Genomic DNA, 17,296 nt, shown 5'->3' on the forward strand with positions numbered 1-17,296 from the left:
AATTTTTTGTTTTCAAATATCCATCTATTGCATGCTAAACAGTTTTGCTGACACTGTCATGCCTTGTGCCCACAAAAGCACTGAACGCTTCAGTCGGATAAAAATCGAATAAAAAAAAGGAGGCTCATGCCTCCTTTTTTAACTTTATACATCTATCATGCGTGCGCAGGATTGTCTGTTTCAAGCATTTTACGATCAACTTCTGCTGGGTTATTCAATGCTTCATTGAGTTTGTCTTTGTCTAATGCACCCACCCACTTCGCTACCGCAATGGTCGCAAGCGTGTTACCCGTAAGGTTAGTCAATGCACGAGCCTCTGACATGAAGCGGTCGATACCCAAAATAAGTGCCAAGCCCGCAACCGGAATATGTCCGACTGCCGACAAAGTTGCTGCCATCACAATAAAGCCAGAACCTGTTACACCTGCTGCGCCTTTTGATGAAATCAAAAGCACAAGAAGCAAGGTAATCTGATGTTGAACATCGAGTGGTGTATTGGTCGCCTGAGCAATAAAGATTGCCGCCATGGTCAGGTAAATCGATGTACCATCAAGGTTAAACGAATAACCTGTTGGAATCACCAGACCCACGACTGATTTTTCACAGCCTGCGATTTCCAGTTTACGCAACATACGTGGCAGTACAGATTCAGAAGAAGATGTACCCAGTACAATCAGCAACTCTTCGCGGATTAAGCGAATCATTTTCAAGATACTAAAACCACAGATACGGCTAATCGTTCCCAAAATAATGAAGATAAACAGTAAACAAGTGATATAGAAGCAGATAATCAACTGGCCAAGCTGTACCAGTGTACCCACACCGTACTTACCAATGGTAAATGCCATCGCACCAAATGCACCGATTGGCGCAAGCTTCATTATCATATTTACGATGTTGAAGAATACATGCGACACTTGGTCGATGAATTTAAGTACAGGACGTCCAGCATCACCAAGTTTATGTAGCGCAAAACCAAATAAAATGGCAAACATCAAAACTTGAAGAATCTCGCCATTTGCAAATGCACCGACGACAGTATCTGGAATAATATGCATCAAAAATTCGATGGTCGACTGCGACTCACCTGAAGATACATATTTTGCAATACCAGATGTATCCAGAGATGCTGGATCAACGTTCATGCCAACACCAGGTTTGACGACGTTAATCACCAGCAAACCGATCAACAATGCAATGGTCGATACCACTTCAAAGTACAGTAAAGCCACACCACCTGTTTTACCTACAGATTTCATGCTTTCCATACCCGCGATACCACTGACCACAGTACAGAAGATGACAGGTGCGATGATCATTTTGATCAGCTTAATGAATGCGTCACCAAGTGGTTTAAGTTGCTCACCTAAACCTGGAATATGTTCCTTGACTCCATCAACGACTACATTTGAACTAGGGTAAAAGTGTCCAACCAAGATACCTGCGATAATAGCAACAATCACTTGGAAATATAGAGACTTATAAATTGGTTTTTTAGCCATAACTTTACTTCAATCTGTATTTCTAAATCCTTAGAAATATGCAAATGAAAAAATCTATATCGTCGATATAGACAGCCCTTTAGTCCCTTACAGCACAAACAACGGTTCCTGATGTCATGCTGCAAAAGCAAAGTAAATTTTGTCAGACAAAAAATACTTTTCCTCGATGTGAAAACAATATGTTTTCAAAAAATGTTCAGTATCAAAATCTCAACCTATTATCAAGATTTACGAAACATAAACAAGGAGATCATTAAAAAAAAATAAATAATTTTTTAAGCGTGAAAAGTTTACTGCAATTAGTCAAATAGTCGATGAAACAATCAATTTAATGGCTATATTTTGATCAAAATTAAGTTAGACATTAGTCTAATAGAATATTTCGTGATCCATTCATTTAATTTTTATGTCATAGTGAGGAAATCCATTTCCTTATGAAATATCAAAAAAGATATGAATACGAAAAAAAACCTTTATCGAGATGCTGAACATCCCTTTGCGCAGTATGTAAGAATCTTGGGGAAAGGCAAAACAGGCTCTCGATCTTTAAGTTATGACGAAGCTTATCAAGCTTTCACCATGATTTTAAAGGGTGAGGTTCTTGATGTTCAGTTGGGTGCTTTTTTAATGTTACTGCGGGTCAAGGAAGAATCGGTCGATGAACTGAGTGGATTTGTTCAGGCCACGCGTGACCAACTTAATTTTGAAGCTCTTGATGTCGATTTGGACTGGTCATCATATGCAGGAAAGCGTAAACATTATCCATGGTTTTTGCTTGCTGCCCTCACCCTTGCGCATCATGGATATAACATCGTGATGCATGGTGCTTCTGGGCATACGCTTAACCGTGTTTATACCGAGCAAGTCCTTGAGTTTTTGGGTTATCCGATCTGTCAAAACCAACAAGACGTGAAGCAGCAGCTTGCTCAGCAGCACTTTGCCTATTTACCTTTAGATGTGATTTCGCCTGTACTGAGTGATCTGATTTCTCTTCGTAACGTGATGGGACTTCGTTCTCCTGTTCACACTCTGGCCCGACTCATCAATCCATTTAATGCAAAAGCAACTTTACAGGCGATTTTTCATCCTGCTTATCGTGCCTCGCACCAGCGCACCGCCTTTCAGCTCGGCTATCAAAATAGTGCTGTAATTAAAGGTGAAGGTGGCGAATTCGAACGTAACCCTGATGCCAAAACACTCATATGCGGTATTAGATCGGGTGAACTCTATGAACACGAATTACCCAAGCTCACTCCCGAGCGTAGTCCCATCGAAGATGAGCTGAATCTAGAAACCTTTAAAGCAGTCTGGTTAGGGCACCAAACGCATGAATATGGTGAAATCGCGGTGACTGAAACCATCGGGATTGCGCTCTATACCATGAATGTCTGTGATAGCTATGAAAACGCGATGCTTCAGGCAAAGGCGTTATGGTTAGATCGCTTTAAAAAATAATATTAAAGATTAAAAAAGCCCAGTGAATTCTGGGCTTTTTTAATTTATACGAATCGAATGGGTTTAAATTCAGGCTCGTTTTTGTGATGATCATCATCACATTCTTCACCTTCTTCTTTGCTGCCACGGTCAATGTATCCCGAGCGCTCTTCTTCTGGCAAGTTCTGGTGTTCCCACACCATCACGGCCTGCATGCAGATTTGTCTTTGTTCAGCTGTAAGCGCGATGCCATTGGGCCATTTGCCAATCTCTACTGCTGTTTTTAAGCGCTGAACGATCTCTGGATCTAATACGTTAAGCATTTGTTCAATATTCATGAGTCATCCTGCTCTTTGATTAAGTCAAAATCTTGATTCCATCCCAGCTTGGTACGACACGCCATATAAAAATCATAACCAGGTGGATGCAACAGGTTTAGTTTAAACGGATGTTTACGGATATGTACACAGTCTCCCACATTGAGTGACACACTATGTTGACCATCTGCACTTACCATCGGTAAAACACGATTTTCACGAATGGTCAGTTTGATTTCACTTTGTCCACCTACCACAATCGGGCGAGAAGACAACGTATGTGGATGCATTGGAACGAGCGCAATCGCATCCATGCTTGGATGTAAAATAGGACCACCACCTGACAGTGCATAGGCTGTCGAACCGGTTGGTGTCGAAACAATTAAACCATCACTATGTTGACGATATACAAATTGACCGTCAATTTGCAGATCAAAATCGATCATGTGCACTGATTTTCCTGAGTGCAGCACGATGTCATTGAGTGCGATGGCATCATAATGGGTTTCCCCTTTGGTTCGCACTTCAATTTCGAGCAAGAAACGGCGATCAAGCTGAAAATGACCTTGCAATACCTGATCAAGCTTAAACAAAACATCCGCAGGGCGGATATCCGTTAAAAACCCTAACCGCCCGCGGTTAATGCCAATGACTGGCGTATGATGACGCACCAGTGCTCGTGCAGCATGCAGGAGTGAACCATCGCCACCCACCACAATCACCAAGTCCACCACCTCACCCAATAACGAGCGACTAGCAGTTTGGACATTGTTGTAAGGGACAAGTTCTGCGGTTTGTTGATCAAAGATCACATGCAGACCTAAACCTCTTAAATGATCATAAATCAAACAAAGAGTTTCAACTACAGATATTTTATCGGGGCGGCCAATCAAACCTATGTTTCGAAAAGATTTGGCGGACGAAAGATTAGCAGATTGCATTGGATGCCTTATATATGCCTATCGGTTAAATTGAGCTGAGCCAAAAATTTGGTGATCGCAGATCTAATCGCGTTACAACGTATCACCTTATGATCTCACCCGCTATTCATCAACATTCAGCATGTGATTTGACAAATTAATATAGCATAACTTTATGAAAATGCTGTTCAAGATGGCCACCCCACTCTCTTAAGCTCATCATTTCAGTACAAAACTGAATGAGCACAGAGATGTTATGGCTTCATATTTTATTCATAAATTGTGTTAACAACTTTTATTTTGCTTTTTAATTCTGCAAAACAAAAGAAATATCAATCAGATTTTCATGAATTTAGACTTTTTCTATCTGTTCACAGTTTTATCATTGCAATGCCTGTATAGCTATCGCATGATTGGCAAACTAGATTGAATTTTTTATGACAGATTTATGAAGTTTGAACGCGGCATAGGTTTTTTTGCGCTTATTTTTTCCGTTCTTGTGATTGGCGGTTTTATTGCATTTAGTATTTATGTGATTCGCCTAGACACGGTTATACGAAACAAATTTGAAGGCCAACGCTGGGATATTCCCGCCAAGGTATTTGCACGGCCACTCGAAATTTATACCAATGCTTCTATTTCACAAGCCAACTTTACCCAAGAGCTGAATATGCTCGGTTACAAGAGTTCAGACAGCTACACCAAACCTGGAAGCTACGTCAATCAGGGTAATAGCATGTATGTGCATACTCGTGGCTTTGATTTTGGTGATAGCAGTGAACCAGAACAAGTACTTGAAGTGACTTTTAGTGCCGATCAGGTGACTGACGTGCGGGCAACCAAGCCATCTAGTACGGGTATTGCGCGCTTAGAACCGATGTTGATTGGTGGGATATATCCACAGCATAACGAAGACCGCGTTCTGATTAAACTCAATAAAGTGCCAAAAACGCTTATTGAGGCACTGATTGCCACGGAAGACCGTAACTTCTATCATCATCATGGACTTTCAATTCGCGGAACTGCACGTGCACTGGTCAGTAATGTGACGGGCGGTAAGCGTCAGGGTGGCTCTACACTGACCCAACAGTTGGTTAAAAACTTTTATTTAAGCCCGGAACGAACCTTAAAACGTAAGGTGAATGAAGCATTAATGTCTTTATTACTTGAGTTTCATTACAATAAAGATGAAATCCTTGAAGCTTATTTAAATGAAGTCAATCTGGGTCAAAACGGCAACTACTCGATTAATGGTTACGGACTGGCTTCGCAGTTTTATTTCGGTTTGCCTTTACGTGAACTTAATGTCGCGCAGCAAGCCTATCTGGTCGGACTGGTGCAAGGCCCGTCTTTGTATAATCCTTGGCGCAATCCAGAAGGTGCTTTAAAACGTCGTAATACTGTACTGAACAATATGCTGGTCATGGGCTATTTGAGCCAAGCAGAATATGAGCAAGAAACTGCACGCCCACTTGGTGTATTGTCTAAACCAAGCGTAGGCACAGCAAAGTTTCCAGATTTTCTCGATATTGTGCGTCGTCAATTGCGTTCTGAATATCAAGAAACCGATTTGACCAATCAAGGTTTGCGTATTTTTACAACGCTTGATCCAATTGCACAAACACGTATTCAAGACGCTTTCAAAGCCTCTGTCGGTCAGCTTGCCAAGGGTAATCCATCGCGCTTACGTGATTTGCAAGGTGCTGTATTGGTCTCTCACCCTGAAAATGGGGAATTAGTTGCTGCCGTTGGCTCGACACAAGACTTTACAGGCTTCAACCGTGCTGTCGATGCCAAGCGTCAGGTAGGTTCATTACTTAAACCTGTCATTTACCTCAATGCAATTGAATCTGGTCGTTATAATTGGGCAAGTCGTATTCAAGACAGAGCAGTCAATGTTCCTACTGGCAGTGACCAAAGCTGGACACCGAAAAACTATAGTGGCGGTGAGCACGGCGAAGTCACTATGGCACAAGCCCTTGCCAACTCTTACAACTTATCGGCAGTGCGTTTAGGACAAGAATTTGGTGTTTCAGCATTTACCAATAAATTGAAAAAATTTGGTGTGACCTCTGAAATACCATCTTATCCATCTGTATTCTTGGGCGCAGTGAATATGTCACCGATGGAAATGCTCAGTATTTACAGTAACTTTGCAACAGGTGGCTTTAAGTATCCAACCCGCGCTATTCGTTCTGTGGTCGATGCCAACGGTAAGGTTTTAGAGCGTTTTGGTTTAAATGTTGAACAAACCATTGAGCCTTCATCGGCTTATGTACTCAATTATGGCTTACAACAGGTCATGGCTTCGGGTACGGGTCGCTCTGCATATAACTCGCTTCCAAGCTCACTTAAACTGGCTGGAAAATCAGGTACAACCAACGATACACGCGATTCATGGTTTGCTGGTTATTCTGGAAATTACGTGGCTGTGGTCTGGCTTGGCTTAGACAATAACAAAGTGACAGGCTTAACAGGCTCATCGGGTGCCCTACCTGTATGGACCAACGTTATGCGTCAGCTTCGCCAGCAACCGGTGAATCTAAAACAGACCGATGATGTGCAGTGGCAATGGATTGATGTTGCATCTGGTAATTTGTCTGCTCAAGGCTGTGGCGGTGCAATGTATATTCCAATGTTGCGCTCTACTGTGCCGCACCAAGCAACCTCATGTGCTTATCCGTATTATCAATCTGCACCAGTAAGCGCACCTATGTCCGATGAAGATCCAAGCCAAAATAATGGCGATAACATGGATCAATACATCAATGACAGTGAAAATCAGATGCAAGAAGATCTATCGCGAAATAAAGTTATATCTAGTGGTAGCTACGGCTATTAATTCATGATGAGAGTAACAATGCTAAAACAGAGTCTTTTTATTTCTGGAACCGTCTTGCTGGTGGGGTGTTCAACTCTCTCCGGCACAGATCAATCCAAGAGCAAAGCACCTTCCCCTGCTGCTCAAAATGAACATAAAGATAAATCGATTGTGACACCGTCTGGGGTGAAAATTACCCCTTATGAAGAAGAACAAATCAAGCGACAAAAGATGCGCGTGGTGGTTCCTCCTCAAAAAGCGACACAGCAATTTAATGATGGCAAACAGCTTCCCGCCTTTCGCAGCTTGATGCAAAAAACCCAGCAAGCTTATAGCCAAATGCAATGGGACGACGCAGAGCGCTACGCACTTCAAGCACAGCGCCTTGCGCCTCAGGCACCAGAAACCTTTTTATTTTTGGCAATGGTGGCCAATCAGAAAGGTCGCTATGCCTCAAGTGAATCTCTGGCAAGACGCGGACTCAGTTTTGCGCAAACCAATGCCATGAAAAAACAGTTGTGGCTGAATATTCTCAATGCAGCACAGAAGCAAAATAACAGTAAATCCATCGCACAAGCCCAACAAGCACTGAAGTCTCTTTAGACTTCAGTAGTGGTTTGTTCGCTTTATATTTTAAATATTTCGAATGCCCGCAATACCATATGCGCCGTGCTTCTTCGCCAGATCGAGCATAGAACGGTGCATACCACCTAAAGCAAAAACCGGCAGATGACTGCGCTGTGCCAGATGCTCAAAGCGCTCCCAGCCTAGTGGGGCTTGATCTGGATGAGTTTGGGTGGCTTGTACCGGGCTGATCAAAATCGCATCACAACCAATTTTGTGTGCCTGCTGAATCGACACCAGATCATGACAGGCAGCGATATAACGTCGCCCACAAATCAAATCGCCTTTACTGAGCTGCATCAGTTGAGATTGTTTTAAATGAATGCTTCCAATCTTATTTTGTTGCTCTGGATCAAGTTGTAAATAATGCTCTAGATTGACGATGTACGACGCATAGTGATGTGAATCTAACTCGAACTGAAGTGAAACACCCTCACTTGAATTAGTCTGTTCTGGGCGCCAGTAAATTAGCTCCTCTTTTTTGGGCACAATTTCAGTACTTGAAATCTTGATGATATTGGGCCACGACAGACGCGCTAAGATTGAGTGATTTGCAGCGGGAAAATTTAATTGCTGCAATTCTTCACGGTGATACCATGACCATGGCTGCTGGATCAAATCTAGCAATGTATCTGGTACATAAGCAGAAAATAAATGCAAGACCACCACGACATCATCATACTCGTGTCGAATCACATCAAAGCAATGCCAGTCTGATAATCCGACCCCAACTTCTTCAAAAATCTCTCTGCGACAAGCATCGACAGGCTGTTCATGTGTCTCGACTTTACCGCCTGGAAATTCATATTTATTTCCCTGATGCTGACTGGCTTGTCGCCACCCAACCAATACTTTATTTTTGTGCAGCAAGATTCCAATAGCAACGTCTACGACGGGTTTAAACATAGTTCTCTCGAGATCAATTTATTACGTGAAGTGTAAGGAAATTTTATTTTTTATAAAATGCTAAAATTTTAATTGACAGGCCTATTCGATAATGATTATCATTTAAATCGTTAAATAAACATACCACGGAGCAACAACAATGAACGCACCTTTTAACCTGTTTACACGTAACAATGAAGCCCAATCATTACCTATGCTACATTCAAACAATCTGTTCGCCCTGGGTCGCGAAATTCGAATTATGCATGCCGGAGAAGAATATCGCCTGCGTCTGACACGTAATAATCGTTTAATCTTAACTAAATAAACCGAGAGTTTGAGTTAAAAAATAATAACAATCGTGGTGAGAATAAATTAAACCGTATGCAAATATTCATACGGTTTTTTCTTATGATGCATTGGGTAAAATCAATTTCACAATCAATCCACTTTGAGCTGAGAGTGAAAAATCCACCCGTCCCTGATGAAGTTCTATAATTTTTTTGGTAATTGATAGACCTAAACCTGTACCGGGTTGCTTTGTGCCGAGTGCCCGAAAAAATCGCTGACCCAATTGTGTCAGTAAGGCCGCATCAAGTGTATTGCCCTCATCTTGTATTTTGATGATCAAATGATCCTGCTCATTGAGCAATTCAACATCAATCTGCCCACCGACTGGCGTATAGCGAATTGCATTATCCAATACATTACGCACACAGGTATAAATGAGCTCATAGTTGCCGTAAACATGAGTACGTTTTGCATACTGATGCACGGTATATCGAATCGCTTTCGCTTGAGCAAAATTCTCAAGTTGTGTATACACATCCTCCATCAACACGGTCATATCAAGCTGAGTTTTAGGTAATTCTTCTGCTTGTGATGGATCTAGGCGAGCAAGTAACAGGAGATTTTCCAAAATGCGCGTGCTGCGCTGAACATCATGTTGGATGATCTTTAAATCCTCATTCAACTCATTCATATCTGCAAATTTACGCTGCATCACCTGTACACGCATTTGTATCGCCGATAGAGGCGAGCGCAGCTCATGTGAAGCATCTGCGGTAAAGCGCTGTTCAGCACTCAGTGCACGCTCAAGACGAATCAATAACGAGTTGAGCGAACCTATAACAGGCTGTAATTCGGTAATGCTGTGCGGCTCTTGCTGAATCGGTTCGAGGTTTTCTGTCGAACGCTGTGCAATTGAACGTGACAGATCACTTAAACTCGATAACTGTTTTTTAATGGTCCATTTCAGTAAGATCCATTGAATTATCCATAAGATCACCAGCCCTAAGGCATACCAAAATATACTTTGAAAAATTTCTGAAAAGCGTGCGCTTAATGGCTGAATCACCACCACATTTAGCTCTGCTTCTGACTTGCTCGCATGTAAACTACGCCAGAGCTGACCCTTATAAAAAAAATAATCAAAATCAGAAGCATAAAGGTTGATTGGTTGAATATCTTCATGCTGATCGGAATGCACCAATTCCCGGCCTTTCCAATAAAGACTGTATTGCAAATCAAATTCTTCGGTGAGCTCGTTTAGATCTCTTGCTGAGGGAATATTCAGATCTGAAGCCAGAAGCAGATCAGATACTTCATCCATGATTTCATCTTGAATAGTCATGGTGTGTACTACCGTAATGGCGATCAGCAACACGAAAGCAATTAGCCCCGCAATGATACTGCTGATCAGTGTGCCACGTATCAGGCGAGTTTGCAGTGACGATGATTTTGGCATGGATTTATTCACTCATTCGATATCCTAAACCGCGAATGGTTTTGATATATCCCGATCCGATTTTTTTTCGTAGCTGGTAAATAAATACTTCAATGGCATTACTTTCAATCTCATCGCCCCACGCATATAGGGTATTTTCAAGTTGTTCGCGCGTCACCACTCGCTCAGGATTTTGCATCATACGATGCAGCACCTTAAATTCTTTTGCAGTTAAATCAATCAAATGCCCTGAAATTTTCACCCATTTGGCCTGTGTATTCAGCTCAATCTCTTTCCAGCATAAGGTATCTGTTAATTGTTTTTGACTGGCACGCAAATGACTACGAATGCGGGCAGACAATTCTTCTAGACTAAACGGCTTCACCAAGTAATCGTTTGCCCCCAAATCCAAGCCATCGACACGATCTTGAATACTGTCACGTGCGGTAATCAGAATGACCGGCGTTTGAGATTGATGCTTACGAAGAGTATTTAAGACCTGATCACCTGTTGCTTTGGGCAGGCCACGATCTAATAAAATGCAATCGTATTCATGCTGTTCAATCGCAGCGATCGCATAATCGCCACGTTCAACCCAATCTACTGTATAGCCATCGAGTTCTAACCATGACTTTATACTTTCTGCTTGCGATACATCATCTTCTGCAATCAAAATTCTCATTTTAATCGTGCTCTAAAAACCGTGGGGAATCATCAAAACAATAAAAAACCGTATATCCCACAAAGGATATACGGTTTATACGCTACAAGATTGATTGTGCACACAATAGTTTAGAATTGTATTTGATCGACATCAATTTCAACACGCTTGGTAGGCTTGTAATCAATATCGACTTCACCTATCAATGTGAGTTGTGTTGTTGGTGAAACCGGGCGCCCTTGCCAAAGTTCATCGTCGATATCGACGGTGATATAACCCGTTCTGTCGCGAAATTGATATTTTTCATCGCCCAGTGACTTCACCACCTGCCCTTGTAGTTTAACCGGCGTGTTATCTTTGTAGTTCAGAGCATCTTTTACACTAACGATGGTCGTTGGTGCCAGAGCATTCTGGTTGACGGGCTGTGCATAACTAAAGCCTGCAATGGATAGGCCTGAAACTAAAACTAATGTGGCAAAACGTTTCATTTTCATCTCTCTGATCTGCTCATTTGATAATGGTAGTAAATCAAAATTACATGAGGCGAATCTTAAGATGCATCATTTGCAATATTTAGCTGAGCGGAACCACACGTAATACTTCTTCAAGACTGGTCACGCCTTGCAATACTTTTTTCGCACCCGCAATTCGAAGTGGCTCAAATCCTTGCTGTTTGAGCTGTGCCTTTAATTCGCCCAGATCATCTGTATGACTCAACCACTGCTTGAGCGTCAGATCAATCGGCATCAACTCATAGATCCCGATACGACCTTTATATCCCGTTTGGCGACAATGCTCGCAGCCAACGGGTTGAAATATTTCAACGGGCGTATCAATCTCGTAGCCTTCCGTAAGATATTGCCATTGCTGCAAGTTCACCGAGGTGGACACTTTACAATGCGGACACAGCTGTCGAACCAAACGCTGTGCCAGCACGCCCAGCAGCGTAGCCGCAGTCAAAAAAGGCTGTACACCCAAATCGTGTAGTCGAGTCAGGCTAGAAGGCGCATCGTTAGTATGTAAGGTCGACAGTACCAGATGTCCAGTCAGTGCCGCCTGTATTGCCATATTGGCGGTATCCTGATCGCGAATTTCTCCCACCATAATAATGTCTGGATCTTGACGCATCAGTGCCCGTACACCTTCGGCAAAGTCTAAGTCGATGGCATGATTCACCTGCATCTGGTTAAAACTCGATTCCAGCATCTCAATAGGATCTTCAATGGTACATACATTGACCTGTTCGGTTGCCAGCTTTTTAAGCGATGAATAAAGCGTTGTGGTTTTACCCGAACCAGTCGGCCCTGTCACCAAGATAATACCGTGTGTATTTTGACTCAAGGCTTGCCATTCGCTGAGAAGCTGATCGGGAAAACCCAGTTTTTCAAAACTTCGAACCAGTACATCTGGATCAAAAATTCGCATCACCAGTTTTTCACCAAATGCTGTTGGCATGGTTGAAAGACGCAGTTCGGTTTCCTGCCCTTTGGGTGTTCGGGTTTTCAAACGTCCATCTTGGGGTTTACGTTTTTCAGCCACGTTTAAGCGACCCAGAATCTTAATCCGAGCAATCACTGCTGAAAGCGTATTTGCAGGCATATGATAAATCGTGTGGAGTACGCCATCGATTCGAAAGCGTACATTGCCTTTTTCTTTTCTTGGCTCTAAATGAATATCACTGGCACCTTGTTCAAATGCAAACTGTAAAATCCAGTCGACCAGTTTGACGATGTGCTGATCGTTGGCATCTGGATTTTGCGTATCACCAATTTGAAGCAACGCCTCAACGCCCTTGTTCTCACGCTCATAACTCTTACTGTTTTTTGAGGAATGAACCGCTCGGCTCACCTGATAATATTCGGGTAAATAACGTTGTAACTGATCGGGTGAAATGATCACACGCTCTATTTTCTTGGGTGCCAGACTGCGCTCTAAATTTGCAAGCCAGTCGGTTTGAAAAGGCTGATCGGTTCCGATCACTACGCGATCAGCATGTACTTCAACCGCTAAAATTTGATTACGCTCGGCAAACTCTTGCGACATGACCGCAGTCAGTGCATTTACATCTGCTTTGAGTGGATCAATTAAATAAAATGCCAATCCTGATTTTTCTGCCAACCAGCGACTTAGACACAGTAAGTCTATGTTCTGCGTAGGATGTTGTTGATCTTTTAAACCAAAGTGAGCAATCCACTGCAACGGATGCCATTTCATCTGTTGTTTATTGCGCTGGGTTGTTTGTACCAGCAACTTGTCTCGCTCACTGATTCGGTGTGCTTTTAATAATTCTTCTAGGCACCAAACCGTATCAATTTCAAAGTTATAAGTCATTATTTTCCCTCTAGCGCTACTTTTAATATATCAGAGTTGACTGTTCAACACGCGAATAATCCAAAAACTCACGCGATTTGGTTGATCATTTGTATAGAGGATAGGCATAGAGTAAAAATTGCTTTAAAGTCTTACTTAAGGCATTAAAAAAATATCATTTAAAAGTACGGGTGACTAGATGGCGTTTAGCGCATTTAAAAACTTTCAGGAAGCCGGACAAGCAGTTTTGCATTATTTGCATCAAAAGTTTGGTTTTGATCTCTGGATGATCACTCGCGTTGAAGGTAATGACTGGATTGTATTGCAATCTGAAGATCACGGCTATGATGTAAAACCCGGTCGGGTTTTTAACTGGGCAGATTCGTTTTGCTCCCACATGGTGTTGGGAAAAGCGCCACGCATCGCGCCGCGCTCGGAAGAAATTCCGCTTTATGCGTCAGCCCCGATTGCACAGCAAGTCAACATTAAAGCTTATATTGGGCAACCTTTAGTCAACGAAGATGGTAGCCTTTTTGGTACCTTATGTGCGATTGACCCACAGCCTAAATCCGACAAAATTATTGAAGATGGTGGGCTGGTTGAATTGTTCGGCAACCTACTGAGTCATATCTTACAGCGTGAAATTCGTGAAAATGAACATATTCGCCAGCATGAACGTCTGCAAACCGAAGCGATTATGGACAGTATGACCCATGTTTATAATCGTCGTGGCTGGGAGAAGTTTATTGCTGCTGAAGAAGAACGCTGCCGTTTATATGGCCATACAGCAGCTGTATTCATGATTGATCTCAATGATCTCAAAAAAATAAATGATCTTGAGGGCCATGATTGTGGTGATCAATACATTCAACACGCTGCTCAGGTTTTAAAGCGTACGTTACGCAAACAGGATCTTGTCGCACGTCTTGGTGGCGATGAATTTGGCATCTTAACGCTCAATCTTGACCTTCAAGATTTGGAACAGCTTCAACGTCGGTTACTTCAACATTTTTTAGATGCCAAAATCAGTGCCGCGGTTGGCTATGCAATCCGTCATCCTGCCAAGGGACTGGTCATGGCATGCAAAGATGCCGATCTGGCCATGTATGCCCACAAACGTGAATGCAAGCAGTCCTTAAAGTTCTCAATTTAAAGAATCCAGTCCGATAATTTCAATCGTCGATTCATTCACTGTAAAGCTCACATCAAGTCCGGCAAATTTCATTTTATATGTACGTGAAGGATCATCTTGATATGCTGGACGCGGATCAAGTGATAATACTTGTTCCAGTTCGGCTGCATATTGCTCATTCATCAATTGCAGCGCTGTGAGTTGCTGTTTTTGTTGTTGTGCATTGTCTCGCCAAATCACGATTTTTCGCGGAGGTTGATCTTGTGCATAGCCACTGGTGGCATCCAAAATGGCATCGGAATACTGAATGTAAGGCTTGATATCAATAATCGGGGTGCCATGCAACAGGTCACTCCCCGTGACATACAGCCGAAGCGTTTTACCTTGTCGTTTAAGTGCTTTAAATTTCACGACGGATAAACCAACTGGTGATGGACGATACATGCTGCGGGTCGCAAATACGCCTATTTTCTTGTTACCGCCCAATCGAGGAGGACGCACCTGTGCCCGAAACTTCTCTGGCTCATTTGAGTGTTTGTTGTCGTGAAATTGCCACAACAGCCATAAATGACTAAATGACTCGATTCCTTCAAATGCCAGCTCATCATCATAAGGCGCATGAAGTTCTATACAGGATTCGACCTCAACCAGATTCGGCTGCCGCGGAATACCAAATTTTTCCATATAAGGCGAATGCATGGTACCTATGATCGGGAGTGTTAACGACATCATCATCACTTTTTCTTATAAACACAATTAAATATATTCAGTTTATCGAGAATGATTTTAGATTAGAATAGCATACTGTTTTCTTTTGATCGTAATTGAGACCTTTAATGGCTGCTTTTAACGTTGAACGCATTACCCATGTTCACCACTGGAATGACACTCTGTTTAGTTTTAAAACCACGCGCGATGTTGCCTTACGTTTTAAAAATGGTCAGTTCGTAATGATCGGGCTTGAGGTCAATGGCAAACCATTAATGCGTGCCTACTCAATTGCCAGCGCCAATTATGAAGAAGAACTTGAGTTCTTTTCAATTAAAGTACAAGACGGCCCACTTACTTCGATCTTGCAAAAAGTACAGGTTGGTGACGAAATTCTGATTTCTAGAAAACCAACAGGTACTTTGGTTCATGACGATTTAAATCCGGGTAAAAACTTGTATCTGTTGTCGTCTGGTACAGGTTTGGCACCATTTTTATCATTGATTCGTGATCCAGAAACTTACGAAAAGTTTGAAAAAGTGATTTTGGTTCATGGTACACGCTGGATCAGTGAACTGGCTTATCAAGACTTAATTTTGAACGAACTGCCAAACAATGAATGGTTTGAAGAGCTCGATATCAAAAATAAATTGATTTACTACCCAACCGTTACTCGTGAGCCATTTGAAAATGAAGGCCGTGTAACGACTGCAATCGAAACAGGCGCTATTTTTGAAAAAATTGGCTTACCCCCATTTAACCCAGAAACAGACCGTGCAATGCTTTGCGGTAGTCCACACTTCCTAACTGATGTGGCTGCATTACTCGACAAAGCTGGCCTAAAAGAATCGCCACGTATGGGTGTTTTAGGCGACTACGTGATTGAACGTGCCTTTGTTGAAAAGTAATTCTGAATCGCATAAAAAACCGAGGTCACATCCTCGGTTTTTTTATGCCTTATGTATTGCCCAAAGTGCTACCAAAAACAAAACTCGATACTGATAATCCACCCATAAAAGTAGATTCATGATAATTACGAGCACCGTTTTCGTTTTCTGCCGCCCCCACAGCCACCATTAACGGCAATAAATGCTCCTCCCGTGGATGTGCAATACGCGCAGCGGGTGCCTGCTGCCAATCGATCAGTCGCTGCTGACGTTCGTCTCCCTGACATTCCACTACGCTTTCATACAACCACTGATCAAACATTTTTGAAGGTTCAGTGGCTTGAGCATTAAACATTCTTAGGTTGTGATAGCTTAACCCACTCCCAACAATCAGAATATTTTGATCACGTAAGGGCGCCAAGGCCCGACCTAAACCGAGATGCTCCTGCGGATTCAAGCCTTTTTTGAGTGATAACTGAACCACAGGAATATCTGCCGCAGGGTTAATCACCTGCATCGGAGAAAACATACCATGATCGTATCCACGTCTCTCATCTGTCTTTACTGCAATAGCGTTTTGTTCAAGCAATTGCGTCACTTGATGGGCAAGCTCGGGAGATCCGGCAGACGGATAATGAATCTGATACGTATGGGCAGGAAAGCCACCATAGTCATAAATCATTTCAGGTTGAGTCGCTGTTTGGACAGTAAAGACCTGCTCTTCCCAGTGTGCAGAAACCATCAAAATTGCCTGTGGTCTTTGAGGCAACGTTTTGAGTAAGCCAGAAAGTGATTGTGCCAGTTTTGCATAGGTTGTTGCAAAAACTTCAGGCATCCATGGCCATGGCCCACCACCGTGAGAAATAAAAAAAACAGGTTGTCGTGTACTGGCATTTAACATATTTCCCTCTTTCTTTGCTTGATACTTAAAATGATGGTATTGATTCAATTACGACACGACAAGCGCAAAACCAGAACATATTGAAGTGAATTTAGAACGATATAATCTGAGCTAACCCTATGAGATAAAGGACAAATAAAAAAAGGAACTGAATCGTTAGCCTATTCAGTTCCTATAAACTCAAAATTTGTTTCAGGCACCTTCTACGTCTGGATGCCTTGAATCATTGTTGATTAACCATTGCGAATAATATAATCAAAGGCAGACAATGCGGCTTTGGCCCCTTCACCTGTTGCAATAATGATCTGCTTGTACGGTACCGTGGTACAGTCACCCGCAGCAAATACACCCTTCACATTGGTTTCGTTACGCTCATCAATAATGATCTCATCGCGTACATTTAAATCCACTGTGCCTTTTAAGAAGTCGGTGTTCGGCAACAATCCGATCTGTACAAAAATACCAGAC

At 42.4% G+C, this 17,296-nt stretch carries 17 protein-coding genes; 6 read left to right on the plus strand and 11 right to left on the minus strand.

Annotated features, from left to right (window positions below; genetic code table 11):
- Positions 1-155 precede the first annotated feature (155 nt).
- Positions 156-1,502, minus strand: coding sequence for a dicarboxylate/amino acid:cation symporter (locus QLG00_RS08330; RefSeq protein ID WP_004938414.1), 1,347 nt, complete (start codon positions 1,500-1,502; stop codon positions 156-158).
- A 453-nt stretch (positions 1,503-1,955) separates the two neighbouring features.
- Between QLG00_RS08330 and QLG00_RS08335 the strand changes: the two genes are divergently transcribed.
- Positions 1,956-2,957 (plus strand): glycosyl transferase family protein, encoded by a 1,002-nt coding sequence (locus QLG00_RS08335; protein WP_151976534.1) that lies wholly within the window; start codon positions 1,956-1,958, stop codon positions 2,955-2,957.
- Between the two features lie 44 nt (positions 2,958-3,001).
- Here QLG00_RS08335 and QLG00_RS08340 read toward each other — a convergent pair whose 3' ends face one another.
- Together QLG00_RS08340 and QLG00_RS08345 are read right to left on the minus strand one after the other, a co-directional pair.
- The gene (locus QLG00_RS08340) at positions 3,002-3,274 is read right to left on the minus strand and encodes a YeaC family protein (protein WP_151976532.1); all 273 of its coding nucleotides are present in this window, start codon (positions 3,272-3,274) and stop codon (positions 3,002-3,004) included.
- Entirely contained in the window at positions 3,271-4,194 is a 924-nt protein-coding gene (locus QLG00_RS08345) for an NAD(+) kinase (protein ID WP_004938422.1), read from the minus strand. Before QLG00_RS08345 ends, QLG00_RS08340 begins: the two co-directional genes overlap by 4 nt.
- Before the next feature lie 427 nt (positions 4,195-4,621).
- Here QLG00_RS08345 and mrcB point away from each other — a divergent pair, with 427 nt between their 5' ends.
- Both mrcB and QLG00_RS08355 read left to right on the plus strand, forming a co-directional pair.
- On the plus strand, positions 4,622-7,015 hold the full coding sequence (gene mrcB / locus QLG00_RS08350) for a penicillin-binding protein 1B (RefSeq protein WP_282470791.1): 2,394 nt from the start codon (positions 4,622-4,624) through the stop codon (positions 7,013-7,015).
- Positions 7,016-7,033: 18 nt separating this feature from the next.
- Complete coding sequence (locus QLG00_RS08355; protein ID WP_282470792.1) at positions 7,034-7,597, plus strand: tetratricopeptide repeat protein; 564 nt, start codon at positions 7,034-7,036, stop codon at positions 7,595-7,597.
- Between the two features lie 30 nt (positions 7,598-7,627).
- Here QLG00_RS08355 and QLG00_RS08360 read toward each other — a convergent pair whose 3' ends face one another.
- Positions 7,628-8,524, minus strand: a complete 897-nt coding sequence (locus QLG00_RS08360) for a thiamine phosphate synthase (RefSeq protein WP_282470793.1) — start codon at positions 8,522-8,524, stop codon at positions 7,628-7,630.
- A gap of 139 nt (positions 8,525-8,663) precedes the next feature.
- On the opposite strand from QLG00_RS08360, the gene QLG00_RS08365 reads away from it, so the two are divergent.
- Entirely contained in the window at positions 8,664-8,831 is a 168-nt protein-coding gene (locus tag QLG00_RS08365; RefSeq protein ID WP_004938433.1) for a hemin uptake protein HemP, read from the plus strand.
- 81 nt (positions 8,832-8,912) lie between these two features.
- On the opposite strand, the gene QLG00_RS08370 is transcribed toward QLG00_RS08365, so the two are convergent.
- The 4 genes from QLG00_RS08370 to QLG00_RS08385 form a co-directional block, all read right to left on the minus strand.
- Positions 8,913-10,250 (minus strand): ATP-binding protein, encoded by a 1,338-nt coding sequence (locus QLG00_RS08370; RefSeq protein ID WP_282470794.1) that lies wholly within the window; start codon positions 10,248-10,250, stop codon positions 8,913-8,915.
- Between the two features lie 4 nt (positions 10,251-10,254).
- Positions 10,255-10,911: a response regulator transcription factor gene (locus tag QLG00_RS08375; RefSeq protein WP_004947883.1), complete on the minus strand. Its 657-nt coding sequence runs from the start codon at positions 10,909-10,911 to the stop codon at positions 10,255-10,257.
- Positions 10,912-11,021: 110 nt separating this feature from the next.
- On the minus strand, positions 11,022-11,378 hold the full coding sequence (locus tag QLG00_RS08380; protein ID WP_282470795.1) for a NirD/YgiW/YdeI family stress tolerance protein: 357 nt from the start codon (positions 11,376-11,378) through the stop codon (positions 11,022-11,024).
- A gap of 85 nt (positions 11,379-11,463) precedes the next feature.
- On the minus strand, positions 11,464-13,221 hold the full coding sequence (locus QLG00_RS08385) for a GspE/PulE family protein (RefSeq protein ID WP_282470796.1): 1,758 nt from the start codon (positions 13,219-13,221) through the stop codon (positions 11,464-11,466).
- Positions 13,222-13,399: 178 nt separating this feature from the next.
- Between QLG00_RS08385 and QLG00_RS08390 the strand changes: the two genes are divergently transcribed.
- Entirely contained in the window at positions 13,400-14,353 is a 954-nt protein-coding gene (locus tag QLG00_RS08390; protein WP_151796828.1) for a sensor domain-containing diguanylate cyclase, read from the plus strand.
- Here QLG00_RS08390 and tsaA read toward each other — a convergent pair.
- The gene (gene tsaA / locus QLG00_RS08395; RefSeq protein ID WP_282470800.1) at positions 14,345-15,064 is read right to left on the minus strand and encodes a tRNA (N6-threonylcarbamoyladenosine(37)-N6)-methyltransferase TrmO; all 720 of its coding nucleotides are present in this window, start codon (positions 15,062-15,064) and stop codon (positions 14,345-14,347) included. The two genes, QLG00_RS08390 and tsaA, sit on opposite strands and share 9 nt — an antisense overlap.
- A gap of 104 nt (positions 15,065-15,168) precedes the next feature.
- Here tsaA and QLG00_RS08400 point away from each other — a divergent pair, with 104 nt between their 5' ends.
- Complete coding sequence (locus QLG00_RS08400; RefSeq protein WP_004938452.1) at positions 15,169-15,948, plus strand: ferredoxin--NADP reductase; 780 nt, start codon at positions 15,169-15,171, stop codon at positions 15,946-15,948.
- Between the two features lie 49 nt (positions 15,949-15,997).
- Here QLG00_RS08400 and QLG00_RS08405 read toward each other — a convergent pair whose 3' ends face one another.
- Positions 15,998-16,828: a class III extradiol ring-cleavage dioxygenase gene (locus QLG00_RS08405; protein WP_151795403.1), complete on the minus strand. Its 831-nt coding sequence runs from the start codon at positions 16,826-16,828 to the stop codon at positions 15,998-16,000.
- Between the two features lie 233 nt (positions 16,829-17,061).
- A partial coding sequence (locus QLG00_RS08410; RefSeq protein WP_282470797.1) for an FAD-dependent oxidoreductase occupies positions 17,062-17,296 on the minus strand: 235 nt, incomplete at its 5' end.

This window comes from Acinetobacter sp. V89_7 (assembly GCF_029967895.1).
Lineage (GTDB): Bacteria > Pseudomonadota > Gammaproteobacteria > Pseudomonadales > Moraxellaceae > Acinetobacter > Acinetobacter soli.